Source organism: Flavonifractor sp. An4, assembly GCF_002161755.1.
Lineage (GTDB): Bacteria > Bacillota > Clostridia > Oscillospirales > Oscillospiraceae > Flavonifractor > Flavonifractor avicola.
The window spans coordinates 141104-162992 of record NZ_NFIL01000002.1 but is presented as its reverse complement, the minus strand read 5'-3'; the positions used below and the strand labels follow the sequence as shown (position 1 = coordinate 162992).

The 21889-nt window shown below is 60.0% G+C and carries 19 protein-coding genes; 9 read left to right on the top strand and 10 right to left on the bottom strand.

Translation table 11 applies throughout. The annotated features are described in order from the left end of the window. Positions 1-67 precede the first annotated feature (67 nt). Entirely contained in the window at positions 68-445 is a 378-nt protein-coding gene (locus tag B5F94_RS01945) for a BlaI/MecI/CopY family transcriptional regulator (RefSeq protein WP_087327158.1), read from the top strand. Then, entirely contained in the window at positions 442-2775 is a 2334-nt protein-coding gene (locus tag B5F94_RS01940; protein WP_087327155.1) for a M56 family metallopeptidase, read from the top strand. The genes B5F94_RS01945 and B5F94_RS01940 overlap by 4 nt, the downstream gene beginning before the upstream one ends. 63 nt (positions 2776-2838) lie before the next feature. Here B5F94_RS01940 and B5F94_RS01935 read toward each other — a convergent pair whose 3' ends face one another. Beyond that, positions 2839-3345: an amidase domain-containing protein gene (locus tag B5F94_RS01935; RefSeq protein ID WP_087327153.1), complete on the bottom strand. Its 507-nt coding sequence runs from the start codon at positions 3343-3345 to the stop codon at positions 2839-2841. A 524-nt stretch (positions 3346-3869) separates the two neighbouring features. Between B5F94_RS01935 and B5F94_RS01930 the strand changes: the two genes are divergently transcribed. Then, positions 3870-5159, top strand: a complete 1290-nt coding sequence (locus tag B5F94_RS01930) for an IS4 family transposase (RefSeq protein WP_087327149.1) — start codon at positions 3870-3872, stop codon at positions 5157-5159. A gap of 19 nt (positions 5160-5178) precedes the next feature. Here B5F94_RS01930 and B5F94_RS16375 read toward each other — a convergent pair whose 3' ends face one another. Then, entirely contained in the window at positions 5179-5400 is a 222-nt protein-coding gene (locus B5F94_RS16375) for a hypothetical protein (protein WP_158100236.1), read from the bottom strand. A 230-nt stretch (positions 5401-5630) separates the two neighbouring features. Next, positions 5631-7469, bottom strand: coding sequence for an RCC1 domain-containing protein (locus B5F94_RS01925; RefSeq protein WP_158100235.1), 1839 nt, complete (start codon positions 7467-7469; stop codon positions 5631-5633). Between the two features lie 419 nt (positions 7470-7888). On the opposite strand from B5F94_RS01925, the gene B5F94_RS16100 reads away from it, so the two are divergent. Further along, positions 7889-8440, top strand: a complete 552-nt coding sequence (locus tag B5F94_RS16100) for a hypothetical protein (RefSeq protein WP_143383223.1) — start codon at positions 7889-7891, stop codon at positions 8438-8440. Positions 8441-8620: 180 nt separating this feature from the next. Here B5F94_RS16100 and fba read toward each other — a convergent pair whose 3' ends face one another. After that, positions 8621-9586: a class II fructose-1,6-bisphosphate aldolase gene (gene fba / locus B5F94_RS01920; protein ID WP_087327221.1), complete on the bottom strand. Its 966-nt coding sequence runs from the start codon at positions 9584-9586 to the stop codon at positions 8621-8623. A gap of 132 nt (positions 9587-9718) precedes the next feature. Between fba and B5F94_RS01915 the strand changes: the two genes are divergently transcribed. Next, the gene (locus B5F94_RS01915) at positions 9719-10960 is read left to right on the top strand and encodes a 6-phosphofructokinase (protein ID WP_087327143.1); all 1242 of its coding nucleotides are present in this window, start codon (positions 9719-9721) and stop codon (positions 10958-10960) included. A 98-nt stretch (positions 10961-11058) separates the two neighbouring features. On the opposite strand, the gene leuB is transcribed toward B5F94_RS01915, so the two are convergent. The 3 genes from leuB to leuC all read right to left on the bottom strand — a co-directional run bounded on the left by leuB (position 11059) and on the right by leuC (position 14026). Beyond that, on the bottom strand, positions 11059-12135 hold the full coding sequence (leuB, locus tag B5F94_RS01910) for a 3-isopropylmalate dehydrogenase (protein ID WP_087187951.1): 1077 nt from the start codon (positions 12133-12135) through the stop codon (positions 11059-11061). Beyond that, the gene (locus B5F94_RS01905; RefSeq protein ID WP_087187950.1) at positions 12132-12617 is read right to left on the bottom strand and encodes a 3-isopropylmalate dehydratase small subunit; all 486 of its coding nucleotides are present in this window, start codon (positions 12615-12617) and stop codon (positions 12132-12134) included. Before B5F94_RS01905 ends, leuB begins: the two co-directional genes overlap by 4 nt. 149 nt (positions 12618-12766) lie before the next feature. After that, positions 12767-14026, bottom strand: a complete 1260-nt coding sequence (leuC, locus tag B5F94_RS01900) for a 3-isopropylmalate dehydratase large subunit (protein ID WP_087327140.1) — start codon at positions 14024-14026, stop codon at positions 12767-12769. A gap of 126 nt (positions 14027-14152) precedes the next feature. Here leuC and B5F94_RS01895 point away from each other — a divergent pair, with 126 nt between their 5' ends. The 4 genes from B5F94_RS01895 to B5F94_RS01880 all read left to right on the top strand — a co-directional run bounded on the left by B5F94_RS01895 (position 14153) and on the right by B5F94_RS01880 (position 18423). Then, on the top strand, positions 14153-14770 hold the full coding sequence (locus tag B5F94_RS01895) for a Crp/Fnr family transcriptional regulator (protein ID WP_087327137.1): 618 nt from the start codon (positions 14153-14155) through the stop codon (positions 14768-14770). A 103-nt stretch (positions 14771-14873) separates the two neighbouring features. Continuing rightward, a complete protein-coding gene (locus B5F94_RS01890; RefSeq protein ID WP_087327134.1) occupies positions 14874-15671 on the top strand; it encodes an FAD binding domain-containing protein in 798 nt (265 codons plus the stop codon). Further along, entirely contained in the window at positions 15668-16141 is a 474-nt protein-coding gene (locus tag B5F94_RS01885; RefSeq protein ID WP_087327131.1) for a (2Fe-2S)-binding protein, read from the top strand. The genes B5F94_RS01890 and B5F94_RS01885 overlap by 4 nt, the downstream gene beginning before the upstream one ends. 2 nt (positions 16142-16143) lie before the next feature. Beyond that, positions 16144-18423: a xanthine dehydrogenase family protein molybdopterin-binding subunit gene (locus B5F94_RS01880; RefSeq protein ID WP_087327218.1), complete on the top strand. Its 2280-nt coding sequence runs from the start codon at positions 16144-16146 to the stop codon at positions 18421-18423. Between the two features lie 58 nt (positions 18424-18481). On the opposite strand, the gene B5F94_RS01875 is transcribed toward B5F94_RS01880, so the two are convergent. The 3 genes from B5F94_RS01875 to B5F94_RS01865 form a co-directional block, all read right to left on the bottom strand. Then, positions 18482-18976: a hypothetical protein gene (locus tag B5F94_RS01875; RefSeq protein WP_087268641.1), complete on the bottom strand. Its 495-nt coding sequence runs from the start codon at positions 18974-18976 to the stop codon at positions 18482-18484. Between the two features lie 100 nt (positions 18977-19076). Next, a complete protein-coding gene (gene spoIVA, locus B5F94_RS01870) occupies positions 19077-20555 on the bottom strand; it encodes a stage IV sporulation protein A (RefSeq protein ID WP_087327128.1) in 1479 nt (492 codons plus the stop codon). Positions 20556-20673: 118 nt separating this feature from the next. Beyond that, positions 20674-21885: an FprA family A-type flavoprotein gene (locus tag B5F94_RS01865; protein WP_087327125.1), complete on the bottom strand. Its 1212-nt coding sequence runs from the start codon at positions 21883-21885 to the stop codon at positions 20674-20676. Positions 21886-21889: the final 4 nt, after the last annotated feature.

Below are 21889 nucleotides of genomic sequence, written 5' to 3'. Positions count from 1 at the left end.
TGTCTACCTTTGTGCTATGCTCCAATTAGAAGAGGTAGACAACTGTACACCAATGGAGGGATGCCCTATGAAGATCCACCTGTCCGACGGCGAATGGAAGCTGATGGACCGCCTGTGGGAGGACGGTCCGGCCACCATCACCCAGCTGACCCACGCGCTGGAGGGGGAGACCGGCTGGTCCAAGCACACCATCATCACCATGCTCTCCCGGCTGGAGGCCAAGGGGGCGGTGACCCACCATGAGGAGGGCCGGGCCAAGGAGTACACCCCCCTGCTCCCCCGCCAGCAGGCGGAGGAGACCGCCACCCGGCACTTTCTGGACAAGGTATACGGCGGCAGCCTGGGACTGATGATGAGCGCCCTGGTGGACAGCCGGGCGCTGACCCAGGAGGACATTGACCAGCTCTCCGCCATTCTGGAGCAGGCAAAGGAGGAGTCGTCATGAAAGAAGTGATCCTCACCGCGTCGGTGCTGATTTTAGCCCTGATCCTGTTCCGGTTTCTCTTCCGCAGTGCCATCCCCCGCCGGGTACAGTACGCCCTGTGGGCGCTGGTGCTGGTGCGGCTGCTGGTGCCGGTACAGCTGCCAGCCCTGCCCGTTGTTTCGGTGCTGGATATGAGCCAGCAGGCCGGGCAGCAGCTCACCGCCGTTCTGGAGCGGCCGGTGGAGGTCCCCACCCAACCGGCCGCCGAACCGATTCCAGACAACACCCAGACCCAGGTGATCCAGAACATCCCCAACACCGCAGAGACCAGTACCCCACTCCCCGCCTCCACCCTCTCCCTGGCCCAGGTGCTGGATGTGGTGTGGAAGGTGGGTATGGCCGCCATGGCCGCCTTCTTCCTCCTTGCCAACCTGCGGTTCCGGCTGAACCTGCGCAAGAGCCGGGTCCCCTTCCCGGCGGAGGGCTGCCCCCTGCCGGTGTATCTCAGCGACCGGCTCTCCTCCCCCTGTCTGGTGGGGCTGGTGCGGCCCGCCATCTATCTGACCCCCGCCGCCGTCCAGTCAGACCGTCTGGACTATGTGCTCCTCCATGAGCGCACCCACGCCAAACATCTGGACCCCCTGTGGGCTCTGCTGCGGTGTGTGTGCCTCACCATCTACTGGTTCCACCCCCTGGTGTGGGCGGCGGCCCTTCTGTCCCGCACCGACTGTGAACTGGCCTGTGACGAGGGGGCCATGGCGGCGCTGGACCACAGCGGGCGGCTGGCCTATGGCCGCACCCTGCTGGCCCTGGTGCCGGTGCGGGGCAGACCCACCAATCCCCTGCTGGCCGCCACCACCATGACCTCCGGCAAGCGGCAGATGAAGGACCGCATCACCCGCATCGCCCACCAAAAGCGCCCCATCCTGGCCGCTGTGCTGGCGGCGGTGCTGCTGGCGGGTCTGGCGGCGGCCTGTACCTTCTCGGGACCCCGGACCGCCGTATATGAGGATGGGATCTTCACCCTGTCCCTTTCCGACCTGTCCCCCTATTCCGCCCCCGCCGTGCCCCAAAATCCCACCATCGAGCAGCACTTCGACCTGGACTCCTATGGTGAGGGCGGCGAAACCCCACCCTGGACCATGCGGGAGGGTCCCAGAAGCGAAAACGCCGGCGCCATGATCTTCCTACAGCGCAAGCAGTCCGGAAGCATGGATGGGCTGCAGGAGACCTACCAGCTGTTTTACTACCTGGACCTGATGGGCACCGACGGTTTCATCACCTCCTACCCCGGCGTGCCGTCGGAGCGGCAGGATGAATGGTTCTACGATCTGTTTGCCGTGGACGAGGAAGGAAAACGGTCTCTGCTGGCGGAGACCTACGGCAGCGCCGGCGGTCAGCTGCTGACCCAGGACCTGAACGGGGACGGGAAGGAGGAGCTGATCACCGACCGGCAGCTTCTCCTCCAGTGGGAGGATACCCTCTACGCCGTGAACTACGCCGACCTGCTGGCCCAGCGCTGGCCCGCCTTCCGCACTCTGGAGGGGGCCAGACTGTCCGCCAGAGGCAGCTGCATCCTGCTTTCCGGCACGATGGAGGATGAAACCGGCACCACCACCTCCTTCCTGCGCACCCTCACCTTCAGCGGTGACACCCTCACGGTGGCCCAGCCAGCCTCCGGGAACGGGGAGCCTGTCGCCGTTCCCCTGGAGGAGCTGACGGTGTATGAAGAACTCAGCGATCCCCAACCCGAGCCCTGGAGGGAGTCCACCCGGTTCGGCTCCAATTTCGACGACCAGTTCTACTTCGGCATCTACACCCTGGAGGACGGCACCTGCGTCCCCCGGATCACCCTGGAGAATGATGACGTGGTGCCCTCCTTTGACCGTCTCCCCCTGGGGATTGTGTCCGGCAACCGGTGGCTGGACGACTTTCCCGCCCTGCTGGGCTACCAGGGCCTGCTGGCGGGCTGGAGCAATGACTCCAAGGAGGTCAACTGGACCATCGACCTGTACCGGTGGAACCAGGAGGAGGGCCTGGTCCGCTTCCTGCGGGCAGAGAGTACCCTCCGGGGAAATGTCCGCATCCTGGACCTGAACGGGGACGGAGACTGTGATCTGATCACCGACAAGCAGCTCTTCTTCCGCCGGGACGGGACCATCTACACCGTCACCTATGCGGACTTTTTAAAGGAGCACTGGCCCGCCTTCCGCAGTCTGGACACCGCCGCCGCCGATCCTTTGGATGGCTGCGTGGTGCTGGCGGGCACCTGCCAGGACGAAAGCGGCAGTACCGTCTCCTTCTTCCGGCAGCTCTATCTGGAGGACTCCGGCCTGATCCTGGGGGATTGACCCCAATGAGAAGAGGCGGGCGGCCATATGGCCGTCCGCCTCTTTGCGTCTCTATGAAACGCCCTATGTCTCCCGCCAGCCCCCCAGCACATGGAGGTACCGGATGGCCCGGAAGGCATAATTGCCCAAAGGCTTCCGGTCCACATCGTAGGAGTGGGCGGCCACCAGGGTATTGCGCAGGGTGGGCCGTGCCCCCACCTGGACCACCACGGCGGTATGGGTGAATACCTCCCCCTGGGGGCTGAACTGGACAATATCTCCCGGCAGCAGCAGGTCCAGACTGGTCTCCACGGCGTAGGGGCCGGGGCGCGCCTGGGTCTGGGTCAGGTAGCGGTAGAGAAACTCCACTCCGGTCCAGGCCGGGGCCTTGTTGTTGGCGTCCAGGTAATACCATCCGTATTCCGGGGTATAGTCCATTACACCGATGCCGGCATACAGGCACTGGGAGGCGAAGCTGGTGCAGTCGCCCCCCACCTCCTCATAGTCGTAGTAGGCCGGGTTGCGGCCAAAGGCCCAGCGGTGGGCGTAGCGCACGGCGGCACGGCGGTCGTATGGAACAGGCTCCCACATAACAGTTCTCTCCCTTCCCGCTATTCTATGCGGCAGCGGGTCAGGGTGCAAAAAAAGGAGAGGGTCTCCCCCAATGCCATTAAGTTAAGCCCTTTTCCCTGAAAAACCCCCGTTGTTAAGGTATGGATTTGCAAATCTATACCTTAACAACGGGGTATCTTTATGGCAGTCTATCTTTAGCAAGTGAACAATTTGTAAATTGGCGGCAGACTCATTTGACAATATTCAAGAACTCGAGTATCATTGACTTAACGCCGTGGTGAACGGTGTTCGCATGCAGAATATGTGACAGCTAAAAAGTGAGTTTTCTGTGTATATTGTGAGTTTTGTGACAGTTTTTGATTGAGTTTAGTTTGTGAGTATTTTTGAGAGTTTATTTGTTGTGTGAGACAGCCAAAATTGTGTGAGTAATGTGAGTAAATAGTAGCGAACATATCAAACGCCAAGCGTACACGCCCAGGGATGGGGGTGCGTTTGGCGTTTCGTTTTGCCCGGCGAATATACACACACGGAGGCAAACTCTCATGAAAACCGCACTTTCTGTCGCAATGGCGCTGAAGTATGCCATTCGCAAGGCCGTTGCAAACCACGCCAAGGGCAAAAACTTTTCTCGCAGAAGCCCTCTCACGATGGAGACACTGATACGCCTTCTCATCGGCGCGGAGGGTGGCTCTTTAGATAAGATTTTATATACCGCGGGTATCAAAGTCACCGCGTCCGCTGTCAGTCAGCGCCGCGCCCAGATTGACCCCGCTGTGTTCCGGGCGGTCTTTGACAACTTCAACGCCGATTGCACGGACAACGCTCTCTTTCGTGGCTATCGCCTGTTGGCTGTGGATGGAACAGCAGTCAATCTCCCGCGAAATCCTGCTTCTCCGTCCTTTGTTCAGAATGAGGGGATTCCCAATGGGGTAAATCAACTGCATGTGACCCCGGTTTATGACATTCTAAGCCGTACTTTTGCCGATTTAGTCATTCAGCCCGAGCCGAAGAAAGACGAAATCGGCGCGCTGGTGGAAATGTTGAAGCGTAATACCTTTTCACAAAAGACTCTCATCATCGGAGACCGCGGCTTTGAGAGTTATAATCTCATTGCCCATTGCATTGAAAAGACGAATGTAGACTTTCTGATTCGCGTGAAGCAGAGCCGTTCTGCCATGCGTGAGGTGGCGAAGTTGCCTATGATGGAACTGGACTGCACAATCGGTTTTACCATTACCACCACACAGACCAACGAGGACAAGAAAAACGGCTATATCTATCTGCAAGTTCCAAAGAAAAGCAAGGCAGGTGCTAAGACCCGACGGGGCCGCTGGGATTTTCCGTCCCCTTATCCTATGCGTTTTCGTATTTGCCGCTTTCTGCTTGACAGCGGCGAGTTTGAAACAGTGGCAACTTCGCTGCCCGCGTCCTTTACACTTGAGGAAATCAAGGAATTATATCGTCTCCGCTGGGGGCTGGAATCCGCCTTTCGAGACTGGAAATATTCGGTAGGAATGGTAAACCTTCATGGAAAGTCGGACGTATTTGCGGAGCAGGAAATCTACGCTAATATGACCGCCTTTAACTTCGCAAGCAGGATATGTCGGGAGGTCGTTGTCCATCGGCCAAAAGAAGGCATTTATGCATATAAGGTCAACTTTAAAATGGCCGTTATGCTGTGCCGTGAGTTTATTCGCACCCCCAAAGCCGACATGGACAAACTGTTGCTGGACATAGCGCGGTACACAGTACCCATCCGACCCGGACGGCAAGACCAGCGGAATCTGCGAGTCAAAGGCTTCCCCGGATTTGTGTACCGGGTGGCAGCCTAAAAAAAGAGGGGCGGACTGTTCAAGGCACGCCCCAACATGCTATATATTTTTTAAAACGCCTGATTTCAAGGTGCAAAACAGACTTTTCCAAAAAAAGAAATGCCCGCTTAACTAAATGGAGTGGAAAACCGGGGGAAATAACGGACGCTTTCTCCATTTTCTCAACCAGTTTTAAGAACGTTGAAAAAACAGAAAGATTTTTGAATCTGAACAACAAGGCAAGCCAGTTCTCAATTTTCAACTTGTCTGCTTTCTGTATCAGAAATATGTCGGGCACAATTTTTTCAGCTGGGTACTTTTTTACGCCTTTGGGCGAGAAATGGGCAGTTAAGTTAAGCGGAAGTCAGAGATATCAACTTATCGGTAGAACGTATCAAAAAATTCAGCGGAATAGATATGGACAGCAATATCCGCAAAAGGCAGGAAAAATCCGCCGCCCCGCCATACGGCAGGACGGCGGATTGTCCGATTCTATTCGGCCAAATCGCGATAGAGGAAAGTTACAATTTGCCCACGGGTGCAGGTGACATCCGGGGAAAAGCGGTTTGCTCCGGTGCCGCCGGTAATGCCCTGCTCCACCGCCCATGCCACAGCATCAGCGTATGCCGCGCCCGCGGCCACATCGGTGAAGGAAGCAGCATTTTTCGCGTCGGGCTTCCCGGCCAGTTTCCAGAGATAGGTCACGGTAGCGGCACGGGTGGCGGGTGTATCAGCGTCAAAGGAATCCGTCAAACCCTTTTCCAGCGCCCAGTTGGCCGCGTCGGTGTAATACTTCCCAGCGGGGATAGCATTATTACTGCTAGCGGGAGCGGGGGAGCCGTTGGCTCTCCACAGGAAGGTCAAAATCTCTCCCGTCGTGCAGGTGGTATCAGGGCTGAATGTGGTGGAGCTGGTGCCGCTGGTAACGCCCTTGTGGACCGCCCACTTTACCGCGTCGGCGTAGTAGGCGTTAATACGCACATCGGAGAAGCCTCCTATAACCGGGAGCAGCACACTCTCGCCGGGAGTCTTTGCAGTCAGGTTCGCCAGCCGCAGAGGTGTTTCCTGGCCCACTGCGTTGAACGGACTGCCATTAATATCATAAAGCGTTCTGGTCAAATCTCCGCTTCCGCCATTGAGCAAAAGATTGTTGTGTGGAGAGCCCCAAGCCCAAACAGAACCGTCCGTTTTCATCGCAACCACGGTCATATCGCTCAGGGAGACATCGGCCACATCGTCCATCACTTTCAACGGGAATGCGGTGTATGTGCCAGAAACCGTGCCGCTCGAACCAAGCTGGCCGTATGTATTGTTTCCATATATCCAAAGAGAATTGTCTTTTGTGATAAATGCAATATTGTTCAGTCCCAATGGATAGTGGGGGCCCTGCTCCATATATATTACATCATTGGATATGATTTTTTGCGGCATAGGCTCCGTCAGGTCATCGGGCAAATCAGGGTTTAATATATTATATACTTCCCAAAGAACTCCTTTTGGCTGTGCAGAGTCCGGCCAGGTCACCAAGGTCCCATCTGTTTTCAGAACGAGAGGCGGGTCTTCGCCACAGGCGACGGAAACAACATGGTCCATAATCTTTGTCGGGACAGTTTGATATACTAACTCAGCATTTAGAAACGAAGTTGTCAAGTTTCCCTTACTGCCGTTGTTGAACTGATTGAAATTGTTGTCTCCCCACATCCACAATGTACCATCCGACTTGACGGCGGCGGTATAGTTTTTTCCGCAGCTGACAGAAACGACATCATCCATCACTTTAACTGGAGTGGCTTGGCTGCTATTTTCAGGCTCCACCCAGCCACAGATACCGTTTCCAATCTGTCCGCTTCCATTGTAGCCCCAGGTCCAAAGGGAGTGATCCTTCTTAATGGCAGCAACATGACCAGCTCCAAAACTGACCGCGAGCACATTGTCCATAATCTTGATGGGGGTATCTTGTCTTTCTCCAGGGGCATATTCCTTGCCGTTACCCATCACACCATTGACCGTGTCTGTTCCCCACATCCAGAGAGAATCGTCTGTCTTGATGGCGGCAAAGTTTCCTCCCAAAAACTCAAAGGAGCGCACATGGTCCATGACCTTCCGAGGCCCTGTCTCCTCATTTACAGGACCGGTTCCCAGAATTCCGGTGTTCATATTTCCCCAAGCCCAAAGGGTACCATTCTTGTCAATCATGGCCGCCACGCTGTCGCCGACTGCCAGCGTGTTGTTACGGCCCTCAGTTCCATCACTGAAGCCGGCACTTGCCGGTGCTGCGGTTCCAAGGAATATACCCAACGATAGAGCAAGTGCAACCAATCTTTTTTTCATGTTCTTCCCTCTCTCTTCTTTTGTTCCGACGAGTGGCCCAACGGGCGGGGAAAACCCCCGCCCGGGGCTATCGCCGGAAACATAAAAGCGGTGCTGAGCGTATAACTCAACACCGCTTGACTGAACACAATCAAAGCGAAACACCAATCCCACTTTCGATGGATTTTGCTTGAAAAAGAACCTCTCCATCGGTATAATGGGAGATACGGTACAGTCGGATGACTGTGGTGTTGAGTGCTGCAATCACTCATCATCGGGACATGGCGGGTTGCCGCCCGTCATGTCCTGCCGCTATTTATGTTTCCATAGCCAATTTTAACCGATAGTATATAGAAAAGCAAGGGCCTTCCCATAAAGATTTCAGAAGAACTTGCTCTGCCCAGCGCATAAGGCCGCTAAAAAGGAAGATGAAATAAAATATGAATCCGGTATATCGATTTGAAACGCCTTTAGGAAAATTAGGAGTTGAAATTGACTCCCACGACCAATATCGAAAAATTGCTTTTAAGAAAAGTGCATTAACTATTTCAAATGTAAAGATTTCTGCAATTAGTTACTATCTAGAGCACCAGACGCATTTGTCTGCCTATGCTACAAGTAGTTTTGAAAAGTATCTTCTTAGTGAACCGCATAGTTTTAAACTGACGGATGTAAACGGAATAGTGGAAAAATTTAATCTTGGTAAATATTTTCCTAACGAATTGACTAGAATTGCTTTTTTCCTGGATAATTCATCGGATATATGGTTTGCTGTAAGCCAATTAGTTGCAAAAGAGAATGCTTTTACAATGGAGCTATGGGACGAAAACACAAAAGACCTTGCCCCAAGTTATTCTTGGAAGATTACAGTTGGAGCCGATAAAAGTCCGTTGGTCAAAGCGCTTGAATGTGTATGCCATTTGACAGACGCAATCCACAATAAAAAACTATCAGGGTTTATCTCGAAAATGGCCTTACTTTGTGGATACTGATTCTGTATTTTAAAGTATGTACGACTAGAAGCTTGTTTTGGGAATTTACAAAACTATATTGCTCAATAAAAAATGCCCACCCCGTTATTTTTGGGGTGGGCATTTTTAGGGACGCGGAGAATTTCTTAACTTAATGACATTGGGGTCTCCCCTCTCCTTTTTTGTGGTGATTTTGTTGGATCAGGCCTTGCCGTCGCAGCCCAGAACGTAAACCAGCTTGTGCTTCACCAGCTCCTTGATGGCGGCACGGGCGGGCTTCAGGTACTCGCGGGGGTCGAACTTGTCGGGATGATCGTTGAAGAACTTGCGGATGGTGCCGGTCATGGCCAGGCGCAGGTCGGAGTCGATGTTGATCTTACACACAGCGCCCCGGGCGGCCTGACGCAGCTGCTCCTCGGGAATACCCACGGCGTCGGGCATCTTGCCGCCATTCTCGTTGACCATCTTCACGAACTCCTGAGGCACGGAAGAGGAGCCATGGAGCACGATGGGGAAGCCGGGCAGACGCTTCACGACCTCGTCCAGGATGTCGAAGCGCAGGGGCGGGGGAACCAGCTCGCCCTTCTCATTGCGGGTGCACTGAGCGGCGGTGAACTTGTAAGCGCCGTGGCTGGTGCCGATGGCAATGGCCAGGGAGTCACAGTTGGTCTTGGAGACAAACTCCTCCACCTCTTCGGGACGGGTGTAGTGGGAGTCGGCGGCGGACACGTTGACCTCGTCCTCCACGCCGGCCAGAGCGCCCAGCTCGGCCTCGACGACGACGCCGTGATCGTGGGCATACTCAACGACCTTCTTGGTGATCTCGATGTTCTCAGCGAAGGGCTTGGAGGAGGCGTCGATCATGACGGAGGTAAAGCCGCCGTCGATGCAGCTCTTGCAGATCTCGAAGCTGTCGCCGTGGTCCAGATGCAGGCAGATGGGCAGGCCGGTCTCAATGATGGCGGCCTCAACCAGCTTCACCAGGTAGGTGTGGTTGGCGTAGGCGCGGGCGCCCTTGGACACCTGGAGGATCAGGGGGGCGTTGACTTCCTTGGCAGCCTCGGTGATGCCCTGGACAATCTCCATGTTATTGACATTGAAGGCGCCGATGGCGTAGCCGCCGTTGTAGGCCTTCTGGAACATTTCCTTAGTAGTTACGAGAGGCATATCAGTCATCTCCTTTTTTTGATGCACCATGATTTTAGCAGGTCTCCTTGATAATTTCAAGAGGACGTGATATGATATTCCCGCAAAATCAAAATTTGTAAAAATTTATTCAACCAACAGGAGGCAACTTTCATGAGTGAACTGAGAGGCGCTTGTATTATCGGCCAGTCCGGCGGTCCTACCGCCGTCATCAACGCCAGTGCTCTGGGCGTGATCCGCACCGCCCTGGACACCGACTGCATCACCCGGGTGCTGGGCGCCGCCCACGGTATCAAGGGCGTGCTGGACGACAAGCTGTACGATATGGGCCAGGAGGACGCCGCCGAGCTGGATCTGCTCAAGTACACCCCCTCCTCCGCTCTGGGCTCCTGCCGCTATAAGCTGGCCGACCCCGACAAGGACGATACCGATTATAAGCGTATCCTTGAGATCTTCAAGAAGTACGACGTGCGCTACTTCTTCTATAACGGCGGCAACGACTCCATGGACACCTGCAACAAGATCTCCAAGTATATGCAGAAGGTGGGCTATGAGTGCCGCATCATGGGCGTGCCCAAGACCATCGACAACGACCTGAACGGCACCGACCACTGCCCCGGCTTCGCTTCCGCCGCCAAGTATATCGCCACTTCCTGCGCCGAGGTGTGGCAGGACGCCCACGTCTATGACACCGGCATGGTCACCGTCATCGAGATCATGGGCCGTCACGCCGGCTGGCTGGCCGGCTCCGCCGCCCTGGCCTCCCTCACCGGCTGCGGCCCCGACCTGGTCTACCTGCCTGAGACCGACTTTGACATGGATCAGTTCGTCAAGGACGTAACCGACATCTACAACAAGACCGGCAAGTGCATGGTGGCCGTGTCCGAGGGCATCCACTATGCCGACGGCCGCTTCGTGTCCGAGGCTGAGACCTCCGCCACCGACGGCTTCGGCCACGCTCAGCTGGGCGGCCTGGCTGTCAAGCTGGCCGACATTATCAAAAACAAGACCGGCGCCAAGGTCCGCGGCATCGAGCTGTCCCTGCTGCAGCGCTGCGGCTCTCACGTGGGCTCCAAGACCGACATCGACGAGGCCTTCCTGGCCGGTAAGACCGCCGTGGAGGCCGCTGTGGCCGGCACCACCGACAAGATGGTGGCCTTCCAGTGCACCCGCGACGGCGGCTACAAGTGCGAGACCGTGCTGCAGCCCCTGGACATCGTGGCCAACTTCGAGAAGAAGGTGCCCCGCGAGTGGATCAACGAGGCCGGCAACGGCGTGAAGCAGGAATTCATCGACTACGTCCTGCCCCTCATCCAGGGCGAGGCCAACGGCCCCAAGGAGAACTCCCTCCCCCGCTTTGCCCGCCTGAAGAAGGTCCTGACCGTCGATATGTAATCTAACGACAGAAAAGAGCCGTTCCCACCACGGGAACGGCTCTTTTTATATACTGATAAAAAAGAAGAGGCGGCACTGCCGCCTCTTCCCTGTTTTCCTTAGATCTTGGCGCAGATGAGATCGCCCATCTGCTTGGTGCCGATGGGGGTGACACCCGGCTCGGCGATGTCGGCGGTGCGCCAGCCCTCGGCCAGCACAGCGTCCACAGCGGCCTCTACCGCATCGGCCTCGGCGGCCAGGTGGAAGGAGTAGCGGAACATCATGGCCACCGACAGAATGGTGGCGATGGGGTTGGCCTTGTCCTGACCGGCGATGTCGGGGGCGGAGCCGTGGATGGGCTCGTAGAGGCCGGGAGCGGTGTCGCCAATGGAGGCGGAGGGCAGCAGGCCGATGGAGCCGGTGACCATGGAGGCCTCGTCGGACAGGATGTCGCCGAACATATTCTCGGTGACCACCACGTCGAACTGGCCGGGGTCACGGACCAGCTGCATGGCGCAGTTGTCCACCAGCACATCCTCGTACTGAACGTCGGAATACTCCTCCGCCAGCCGGTGCATGACGGACCGCCACAGCCGGGAGGTCTCCAGCACGTTGGCCTTGTCCACGGAGGACACCTTCTTCCGGCGGAGCCGGGCCAGCTCGAAGGCCCGGCGGCCGATGCGCTCGATCTCCTTCTCGGAGTAAGCCATCCGGTCGGCGCACTCCACGCCCCGGTCGGGGGTGTCGTACTTCTCCCGCTGGCCGAAGTAGATGCCGCCGGTGAGCTCCCGGACCATCATCAGGTCGATGCCCTTCTCGGCGGTCTCCTTCTTCAGGGGGCAGGCGTCCGCCATGGCAGGCCGCAGGGCGGCGGGGCGCAGGTTGGCGTACAGGCCCAGGTCCTTGCGGATGGCCAGCAGGGCGGTCTCGGGCCGCTGCTCGGCGGGCTTGTCGCTCCCCCACTTGGGGCCGCCCACCGCGCCCAGCAGCACGGCGTCGCAGGCCTTGCACTTCTCAGCGGTGCCGTCGGGGTAGCTCTTCCCCACCGCGTCGGTGGCGCAGCCGCCCAGCAGCACGTCCTCATAGGTAAAGCTGTGGCCGAACTTCTTGCCCACGGCCTCCAGCACCTTGACGGCCTCGCCCACCACTTCGGGGCCGATGCCGTCGCCCCGGATCAAAGCGATTTTGTAATTCATTTCGCCACACCTCGCGCTTTCAGGGAGTTAAGCAGGCCGCCGGCCTGGATGATGTTGTCCACGAAGGCCGGGAAGGGCGCGGCCTGCCAGGTCTTGCCCTGGGTCTCGTCGGTGATGGTGCCGGTGGCAAAGTCCACGCTGACGGTGTCCCCCGCCTGGATGGCGGCGGCAGCCTCGGGGCTCTCCATGATGGGCAGACCGATGTTGATGGCGTTGCGGTAGAAGATGCGGGCGAAGGAGGGGGCAATGACGCACTTCACGCCGCAGGCCTTGATGGACAGGGGGGCGTGCTCCCGGGAGGAGCCGCAGCCGAAGTTGGCTCCGGCCACGATAATGTCGCCCTGCTCCACGGTGGAGGCGAAGTTGGCGTCAATGTCCTCCATGCAGTGGGAGGCCAGGGATTTCTCGTCGGGGGCGTTGAGGTACCGGGCGGGAATGATCACGTCGGTATCCACGTTGTCGCCGTACTTATATACTTTCAAGGATGTCACCCTTTCTTATTTGGTGCCTTGGGACCCGCCGCAGGCGGGACGCGCCAAGTGGCGCGTGCAAGCGTTTTGCTCTGCAAAACCTTGCCGCAGGGGCAATTCACTTGCCCCGAGGAAGAAAAATATGGGGGCCCGAACGCTGTTTACAGCGTTCGGGGATCGGCGACCACGCCCGCCACCGCGGAAGCGGCGGCCACGGCGGGGCTGGCCAGGATGATCTCGGAGGACACGGGGCCCATGCGGCCCACGAAGTTGCGGTTGGTGGTGGAGATGGCCCGCTCGTTGTCGGAGAGCACGCCCATGTGTCCGCCCAGGCAGGGGCCGCAGGTGGGGGTGGACACGGCGCAGCCCGCCTCGATGAAGGTCTGGATCAGGCCCTCGGCCATGGCGTCCAGGGTGATCTGCTGGGTGGCGGGGATGACGATGCAGCGCACGCCGTTGGCCACCTTGCGGCCCTTGAGCACCGCCGCGGCCTGCCGCAGGTCGTCCAGACGGCCGTTGGTGCAGGAGCCGATGACCACCTGGTCGATGTGGGTGCCCTCCACCTGGTCGATGGTGCGGGTGTTGGAGGGCAGATGGGGCAGGGCCACCGTGGGCTGGAGGGTGTTCAGATCAATGACGATCTCCTGCTCGTACTCGGCGTCGGGATCGGCCTCCACCGCCTCCCACTCACGGGTAACACGGCCCTTCAGGTAGGCCCGGGTCTTGTCGTCCACCGGGAAGATGCCGTTTTTGGCGCCCGCCTCAATGGCCATGTTGGCGATGGTGAAGCGGTCGTCCATGGACAGCTCCCCTACCCCTTCCCCGGCGAACTCCAGGGACTTGTACAGAGCGCCGTCCACGCCGATCAGGCCGATCAGGTGGAGGATCACGTCTTTACCGGACACATAGGGCTGGAACTTGCCGGTGAGGGTGACCTTGATGGCGGCGGGCACCTTGAACCAGGCAAGGCCGGTGGCCATGCCGGCGGCCATGTCGGTGGAGCCCACGCCGGTGGAGAACATACCTACCGCGCCGTAAGTACAGGTGTGGGAGTCGGCACCGATCATGCACTCACCGGGGGCGGTGAGGCCCTTTTCCGGCAGCAGAGCGTGCTCCACACCCATGCAGCCCACGTCATAGAAGTGGGTGATGTCAAATTCCTTGGCAAATTCCCGGGCCTGGGCGCACAGCTGGGCGGACTTGATGTCCTTGCAGGGGGTGGAGTGGTCCAGCACCAGGGCGATCTTGTCTTGATCAAATACCTGAGTCAGTCCCGCCTTGCGGAACTCGGTGATGGCGACGGGCGCGGTGATGTCGTTGCCCAGCACCAGGTCCAGCTTGGCCTCCACCAGCTGGCCGGGTACCACCTGGTCCAGTCCGGCGTGGCGGGCCAGGATCTTTTGGGTCATGGTCATTCCCATACGAGGGCGCCTCCTTATTTCTTGTTGGTATCAGCATACCATACCCCCTTGCCAGAAGAATGTAAACCATGCTACAATCTTACCGTAAGGGCAGGGCTTGTCCCCGCCCGAAAGGAGGAAACCGCCATGCTGCGCAACATCTGGACGCCTCTGGCCGACGGCCAGCCCATTCTGCACAAGGAGCCGGGAGAGCTGATCTATCTCCAGGACACCCGGGCGGATTGCTTTTATTATATTGTATCGGGCACCGCCAAGTGCTTCATCAGTTCCCCCGAGGGCGAGGAGCGTATCCTCACCCTCCCCCATGCCGGCGAGCTGATGGGCGAGGCCGCCTTCTTTGACGGCCAGCCCCGGGTATCCTCCGCCATGGCGGTGACCAAATGCCAGCTGGTGGCGGTGGACCGGCAGCACCTGACCCAGGTCTTTGCCGCCCATCCCGATCTGGCCATCGCCATGCTGGAGGACCTGGCCCGCCGTGTGCGGATGCTGTCCGGCCATGTGGACGGGGACTTTCTCCAGGCAGACAAGCGCATCGCCCGCCACCTGCTGACCATCCTGCCCTGGCCGGAGGATACGGTGCGCTGCACCCATGAGGAGATTGGTGCCTCGGTGGGGGTGAGCCGGGTAACGGTAAGCCGGGTGCTGGGCGAGTTCGATAAAAAGGGCTGGATCAAGACGGGCTACAAGAGCCTGAAGCTGACAGACCGCCGGGGTCTGGAGGGCTTTTTGCAGGATGGAAACTGAACCTTGTATTTTTATGATTTCCCCTGTACATTTCTGGCAGAAGCCGGTATAATAGACTTTCTGTAAAACGCGAGAAAACCCGATTTATGGGGAGGAATTAGATTTGTTCACCATCAAGAGCTATGTGTTCCCCGAGACCCTTGAGGAAGCTGACGAGCTGCTCCAGCGGGACACCCGGACCAGCGTCATTCTGGGTGGCTGCTGCTGGCTGAAAATGGGCCGCCGCCGCATTGGCCGCGCCATTGACCTGACCCGGCTGGGCCTGGACCAGATCGAAGTGAAGGACGGCTATCTGGAGCTGGGGGCCTCGGTCACCCTCCATCAGTTGGAGACTCACCCCGCCGTCACCTCCCGCTTTGACGGCATTCTGGGGGACTGTGTATCCCACATCGTGGGGGTACCCTTCCGCAACTGCGCCACCGTGGGAGGCTCTGTGTTCTCCCGGTTCGGCTTCTCCGACCTGACCTGCGCCCTTCTGGCGCTGGACGCCACCGTGGTGCTCCATCGGGGCGGCGAGCTCCCCCTGGCGGAGTTCATGGCCTCCCCCATCGCCTTCAACGATATCCTGCTGAAGGTACGCATCAAAGACGACGGCCGCCGGGCCGCCTATCAGAGCGTCCGCCGCTCCACCACCGACTTCCCCACCCTGGCGGCGGCGGTGAGCTGCCGGGGCGGCCAGTGGACCGTGTCGGTGGGCGCCCGTCCCGCCCGTGCGGTGCGCGCTGAGGGCGCAGCCGCCTGCCTCAACGAGGGCAAGGGGGCCGCAGCCGCCGGACAGGCCGCCGCTGAGGAGCTGACCTACGGCACCGACCTGCGGGCCGGGGCGGACTACCGGAAGAAGCTGGCCGCCGTGCTGGTGCGCCGGGCGGCAGAGCAGTGCATGGAGGAGAACAAGGGATGAAAGTCAAGATCACCGTCAACGGGATGCTGTATAACAAGCACATCCCCAACGATATGATGCTGCTGGAGTTTCTGCGCAAGTACGGCTACGTCAGCGTGAAGCGGGGCTGCGACACCAGCAACTGCGGCCTGTGTACCGTGTGGGTGGAGGGCAAGCCGGTGCTGTCCTGCTCCTACCCCGCCGCCCGGGCCGACGGCCTCCACGTCACCACCCTGGAGGGTGTGAAGGACGAGGCCGCCTCCTTCAGCCGGTACATGACCGCCCAGGGGGCCGAGCAGTGCGGCTATTGCAGCCCCGGCTTCATCATGGCGGTGCTGGCCATGCGCCGGGAGCTCACCGACCCCACCGAGGAGGAAATCTCCAACTATCTGGCGGGCAACCTGTGCCGCTGCTCCGGCTACGCCGGTCAGACCCGGGCCCTGCGGGCCTGGCTCCACGACAAGCCCTGGGAGAAGGGGGGTCAGGCATGAATCTGAAATTCGTCAATCAGGCCATTCCCAAGCTGGACGGCGCCGCCCTCACCGGCGGCAAGGGCGTGTACACCGAGGACATGGTGCCCCGTGACTGCCTGGTGGTGCAGGTGCTCCGCAGCCCCCACGCCCACGCCCGCATCAAGTCCATCCGCAAGGACGCCGCCAGCCGGGTGCCCGGCATTGCCTGCATCCTGACCTGGGAGGACGTGCCCCAGATCCGCTACACGCTGGCGGGCCAGTCCTACCCGGAGCCTTCCCCCTACGACCGCTACATTCTGGAGCGCACCCTCCGCTATGTGGGCGACCCGGTGGCCATCGTGGCAGGCCGGGACAAGGACTGCGTGGCCCGGGCCCTGCGGATGATCCAGGTGAAGTACGACGTTCTGGAGCCGGTGCTGGACTTTGAGGCCGCCCTGGACAACCCCATTGTGGTTCATTCGGAGGATGACTACTTCCACCACTTCGACATCGGCGGCGACCAGAAGCGCAACCTGGTGTCCAGCGGCTGCGACGCCGACGGCGACGTGGATGCCGCCATGGCTGCCTGCGACGTGGTGGTGGAGGGTACCTACTACACCAAGGCCAACGCCCAGGCCATGATGGAGACCTTCCGCACCTATACCTATCTGGACCACAACCGGCGGCTCAACGTGGTATCCTCCACCCAGGTGCCCTTCCACTGCCGCCGCACCATCGCCCATGCTCTGGGCCTGCCCAAGAACATGGTGCGGGTGGTGAAGCCCCGCATCGGCGGCGGCTTCGGCGCCAAGCAGACCCTGGTCAGCGAGCTCTTCCCCGCCCTGGTCACCCTCCGCACCGGCAAGCCCGCCAAAATCGTGTACACCCGGAAGGAGTCCTTCCAGGCCTCCAACAGCCGCCACCAGATGCGGGTCCACGTCAAAGTGGGCGCCATGAAGGACGGCACCATCAAGGCAGTGGATATGCACGCCCTGTCCAACGCCGGCGCCTACGGCGAGCACGCCTCCACCACCATCGGCCTGGTGGGCCACAAGAGCATTCCCCTTTACGCCCGGCAGGCCGCCTTCCGCTTCTCCTGGGACGTGGTGTACACCAACACCATGGCCGCCGGTGCCTTCCGCGGTTACGGCGCCACCCAGGGCTGCTTTGCCATGGAGTCCGCCATGAATGAGCTGGCGGAGAAGCTGAACATGGACCCGGCCCAGCTGCGGCTTATGAACCTGCCCCATGTGGGGGAAAATATGGCCGCCTACTACAACGAGCCCCTCACCAGCTGCAAGCTGCCCCAGTGCATTGAGCGGGGCATGGAGATGATCGGCTGGAAGGAGAAATACCCCTGCGTCAAGGTGGACGACCACCGCGTCCGGGGTGTGGGCATGGCGGTAACCATGCAGGGCTCCGGCATCTCTGCCATCGATACCGCGTCGGTGACCATCAAGCTCAACGACGACGGCTACTATACCCTGATGATCGGCGCCACCGATATGGGCACCGGCTGCGACACCATTCTGGCCCAGATGGCCGCCGAGATTCTCAACTGCCCCATGGACCGCATCACCGTGGACGGGGTGGATACCGACCACTCCCCCTTCGATACCGGCTCCTACGCCTCCAGCACCACCTATGTCACCGGCATGGCGGTGGTGAAGGCCTGCACCGAGCTCAACGAGAAGATCGCCGCCGAGGGGGCCCGCCGCCTCAACATCCACCCCGAGCGGGCGGAGTTTGACGGGGACAAGGTGTACGACCGCACCAATCCGGAGATCTCCATCACCCTGGACAAGCTGGCCCAGGACCTGGTGGTGGGCGAGGGCACCCAGTGGCTCACCGCCACCGCCAGCCACTGCAGCCCCACCTCTCCCCCGCCCTTCATGGCGGGCTTTGCCGAGGTGGAGGTGGACCTGGAGACCGGCGAGACCAAGGTTGTGGACTATGTAGCCGTGGTGGACTGCGGCACCGTCATCAACAAGAACCTGGCCCGGGTCCAGGCCGAGGGCGGCATCGCCCAGGGCATCGGCATGGCCCTGCTGGAGGACATCAACTACGACCCCAAGGGCCAGATGGTCAACTCCACCTTCATGACCTACAAAATCCCCTGCCGCACCGACCTGCCGGAGATCCGGGTGGAGTTTGAGGAGAGCTACGAGCCCAACGGTCCCTTCGGCGCCAAATCCATCGGCGAGGTGGTCATCAATACCCCCTCCCCCGCCATCGCCCAGGCGGTATACAACGCCACCGGCGTGCGGGTGCGCTCTCTGCCCATCACCGCAGAGAAGATCCTCATGGGTATGGAACCCTGATCCAAGACACAAAAAACCGCTGCAATCCCTGTGGATTGCAGCGGTTTTTCTCTTGTGCTCAATGGACCGTGATGGACTGAGCAATGTCCTCGAAGTCGTCGTCATAGTCGCCGGATACGCTGGTGAAGGTAATGACATCCGTAAAGTCCTTGCCGAACAGATAGTACTGGGTGCCTATCATGTCCACGCCGTTCATGCCGACGCCATAGGAACAGATGATGGCGTCAACGCCCCCCACCGTGGTTTTCTCAAAGGACAGCATCCCGCTGTACCCGTTCAGGGAGGTGGCGTAGTAGTTGTCGATCACGTCCTCGTCGTAGTTGTCGATGCTGTCCGCTGAGGTTTTGAGGATGTTGATGTTGTCGGTCCGCGCCGGGTAGTCGGGGCAGTAGATGATGGGGAAGGAACCGCTCTCATCCACCTCATAGCCCTCCGGCAGTTCAATGGACACATGGTCGTAGGTATAGATATTTCCCACCAGGCCGTCGCCGCCGGAGCAGCCGGCCAGGCACACCAGCACGGCGGCCAACACACACAGGGTACGTCTTTTCATCGGGATCTCTCCTTCTTCTCTTTCTGGGTCCTCTCTGCCTGATACGATACAACATTTCCCAGTCCGAAGCAAGACGTACCGGCCATGCTCCCGCCTTTTCTTACAGGATGATGCAGATCAGCCCGCCGGAACCCTCGTTGATAATGCGCTGGAGGGTCTCCTGCAGCTTGGACCGGGCGTCCTCCGGCATCCGCTTGAGCTTGGCGTTCAGGTCCTCGCTGACCAGCTCGTGGAAGGACTTGCCGAAGATGTTGGACTGCCAGATGGCCTTGGTGTCCCCCTCGAACTCCTGGAGCAGGAAGTTGACCATCTCCTCGCTCTGCTTCTCGTTGCCCACGATGGGGGAGACCTCGGTCTCGATGTCCGCCCTTATCATGTGGATGGAGGGGGCCGAGGCCTTGAGGCGCACCCCGTACCGCCCCCCCTGCCGGACGATCTCCGGCTCCTCCAGCACCAGCTCGTCGGTGCCGGGCACCACGATGCCGTAGCCGGTGGTCCGTACCTCCTCCAGGGCCCCCGCCACCTTGTCGTAGGCGGCCTTGACCCCGGACAGGCGGCTGAGCAGCTCCAGCAGGTCCCCGTCGTCGTGGATGGTGAAGCCGGACTGCTGGGACAGGGTATCGTAGAAGAGGCTCCGGGGCAGCTCCAGGTCGGCGGCGGCCAGGCCGGTGCCCAGGTTGATGGCGGTGACCTGGGCCCGGCTCACCGTGTCGCAGCCGCCCATGGCGGCCACCGTGCCCTCCACGTCCCGGATGCGGCGCATCCCCCTGGCGCTCTCCCGGATGGCGGCGTACAGGCCGTTTTTGATGGGGTGGTCCCAGGGCAGGGCGTCCACCCAGGGGGGCAGAAACAGGTCCAGCTCCTTCACCGGGAACTCGTACAGCACCCCCTTGATGATGCCGGTCACCGCCTCCTCCTCCAGCTCCAGGCAGTTGACGCACACGCAGGTGACGTCGTACCGGGAGGCGATGTCCGCCCTTATGGCCTGGGCCCGGTCGGAGCCGGGCTGGGCGGAGTTGAGCACCACCAGGAAGGGCTTGCCCAGCTCCCTGAGCTCGGTGATGACCCGCTCCTCCGCCTCCAGGTAGTCCTCCCGGGGGATGTCGGTGACGGTGCCGTCGGTGGTGACCACGATGCCGATGGTGGAGTGCTCGGCGATGACCTTCCGGGTGCCGATCTCGGCGGCCTCGGTCATGGGGATGGGCTGGGGAAACCAGGGGGTGGTCACCATCCGGGGGGCGTCGTCCTCCAGGGAGCCCACCGCCCCGGGCACCAGATAGCCCACGCAGTCGATGAGCCGCACCTTGAAGGCGGCCCCGCTGTCCATGGTGACCTCCACCGCCTCCTCGGGGACGAATTTGGGCTCGGCGGTCATGATGGTGCGGCCCGAGCCGCTCTGGGGCAGCTCATCCTTGGCCCGCTCCCGGCGGTAGACGTTGTCGATGCCCGGGAGGACCATGGTCTCCATGAACCGCTTGATGAACGTGGATTTTCCAGTCCGCACCGGCCCCACCACGCCGATATAGATATCCCCCTCGGTCCGCAGGGCGATATCCTCATAGAGCTTGCGTTGTTCCACTGGCAATTCCTCCTTCGGCCATGTTAAGCCGGCGTTTTCTCTACATAGGTATGGGGATAAGCCGTGGATTATTCATGGCGGACGGAAAAGGACCCCGCCGAAGCGGGGTCCTGAACGGTTACTGCATGGATTCCACAATGGCGTCGGCCAGGGCCTCCAGCTCGGCGGCCTTGTCGGCGTGGAGGGCGGAGGCGATGGACAGACGGTCATTGAGGACGGTCATGTTCTTCAGCTCCTCATCCACGAACTTCTGCATCAGATCGCCGGACTTGGGAGCCCAGGAGCCGTTCTCGATGAGGGCGAAGGTACGGTTCTGGAGGTTGAGGCCCTTCAGGTGCATGAGATAGTCGTGCATCACGGGGTAGATGCCGAGGTTGTAGGTGACGCTGGCCAGCACGATGTGGCTCAGCCGGAAGGACTCGCTGACCAGGTAGGACACATGGGTGTTGGATACGTCATACACCCACACGTTGGTGACGCCCTTCTCACACAGCTTGGCGGCCAGGGCCTGGGCGGCGGCCTCGGTGTTGCCGTACATGGAGGCGTAGGCGATCATAACGCCCTTCTCCTCCGGCTCGTAGCGGCTCCACTTGTCGTATTTGTCGATGAAGTAGCCCAGGTCCTTCCGCCATACGGGACCGTGGAGGGGGCAGATGTACTTGATCTGGTCCAGAATGGTACCGGCCTTCTTGAGCAGCAGCTGGATGTGGGGGCCGTACTTGCCCACGATGTTGGTGAGGTAGCGGCGGGCGTCATCGATCCAGTCCCGGTCGAAGTTGACCTCGTCGGCGAACAGCTTGCCGTCCAGGGCACCGAAAGAGCCGAAGGCGTCGGCGGAGAAGAGAACGCCGTTGGTGGTGTCGAAGGTGACCATGGCCTCGGGCCAGTGGACCATGGGGGCAGCCACGAAGGTGACGGTGTGCTTGCCGAAGGTCTGGGTGTCCCCCTCCTTCACCTCGATGAGCTCATGGCCGTCGATCTGGAAGCCGAACTGGCGCATGAAGAGGAAGGACTTCTCGGTGGAGATCACCTTCACCTGGGGCCAGCGCAGCAGGATCTCCTCAATGGAGGCCCCGTGGTCAGGCTCCATATGGTTGATGACCAGGTAATCCAGAGGGCGGTCCCCCAGCAGATGCTCCACGTTCTCCAGCAGCTGGCGGCAGGCCGACCAGTCCACGGTGTCGAAGAGGACGGTCTTTTCGTCCAGCAGCAGGTAGGCGTTATAGCTGACTCCACGGGGGATGGGATGGATGTTTTCAAACAGGTGGAGCCGGTGGTCGTTGGCGCCCACCCAGAACAGATCTTCCGTCACATTGCGGACACAATACATGATA

Excerpts from the sequence above, each read along its gene's own strand:
- B5F94_RS01945 (WP_087327158.1), top strand. The coding sequence starts at position 68 with ATGAAGATCCACCTGTCCGACGGCGAATGGAAGCTGATGGACCGCCTG.
- B5F94_RS01940 (WP_087327155.1), top strand. The coding sequence starts at position 442 with ATGAAAGAAGTGATCCTCACCGCGTCGGTGCTGATTTTAGCCCTGATC.
- B5F94_RS01935 (WP_087327153.1), bottom strand. The coding sequence starts at position 3,345 with ATGTGGGAGCCTGTTCCATACGACCGCCGTGCCGCCGTGCGCTACGCC.
- B5F94_RS01930 (WP_087327149.1), top strand. The coding sequence starts at position 3,870 with ATGAAAACCGCACTTTCTGTCGCAATGGCGCTGAAGTATGCCATTCGC.
- B5F94_RS01925 (WP_158100235.1), bottom strand. The coding sequence starts at position 7,469 with ATGAAAAAAAGATTGGTTGCACTTGCTCTATCGTTGGGTATATTCCTT.
- B5F94_RS16100 (WP_143383223.1), top strand. The coding sequence starts at position 7,889 with ATGAATCCGGTATATCGATTTGAAACGCCTTTAGGAAAATTAGGAGTT.
- fba (WP_087327221.1), bottom strand. The coding sequence starts at position 9,586 with ATGCCTCTCGTAACTACTAAGGAAATGTTCCAGAAGGCCTACAACGGC.
- B5F94_RS01915 (WP_087327143.1), top strand. The coding sequence starts at position 9,719 with ATGAGTGAACTGAGAGGCGCTTGTATTATCGGCCAGTCCGGCGGTCCT.
- leuB (WP_087187951.1), bottom strand. The coding sequence starts at position 12,135 with ATGAATTACAAAATCGCTTTGATCCGGGGCGACGGCATCGGCCCCGAA.
- leuC (WP_087327140.1), bottom strand. The coding sequence starts at position 14,026 with ATGGGAATGACCATGACCCAAAAGATCCTGGCCCGCCACGCCGGACTG.
- B5F94_RS01895 (WP_087327137.1), top strand. The coding sequence starts at position 14,153 with ATGCTGCGCAACATCTGGACGCCTCTGGCCGACGGCCAGCCCATTCTG.
- B5F94_RS01885 (WP_087327131.1), top strand. The coding sequence starts at position 15,668 with ATGAAAGTCAAGATCACCGTCAACGGGATGCTGTATAACAAGCACATC.
- B5F94_RS01875 (WP_087268641.1), bottom strand. The coding sequence starts at position 18,976 with ATGAAAAGACGTACCCTGTGTGTGTTGGCCGCCGTGCTGGTGTGCCTG.
- B5F94_RS01865 (WP_087327125.1), bottom strand. The coding sequence starts at position 21,885 with ATGTATTGTGTCCGCAATGTGACGGAAGATCTGTTCTGGGTGGGCGCC.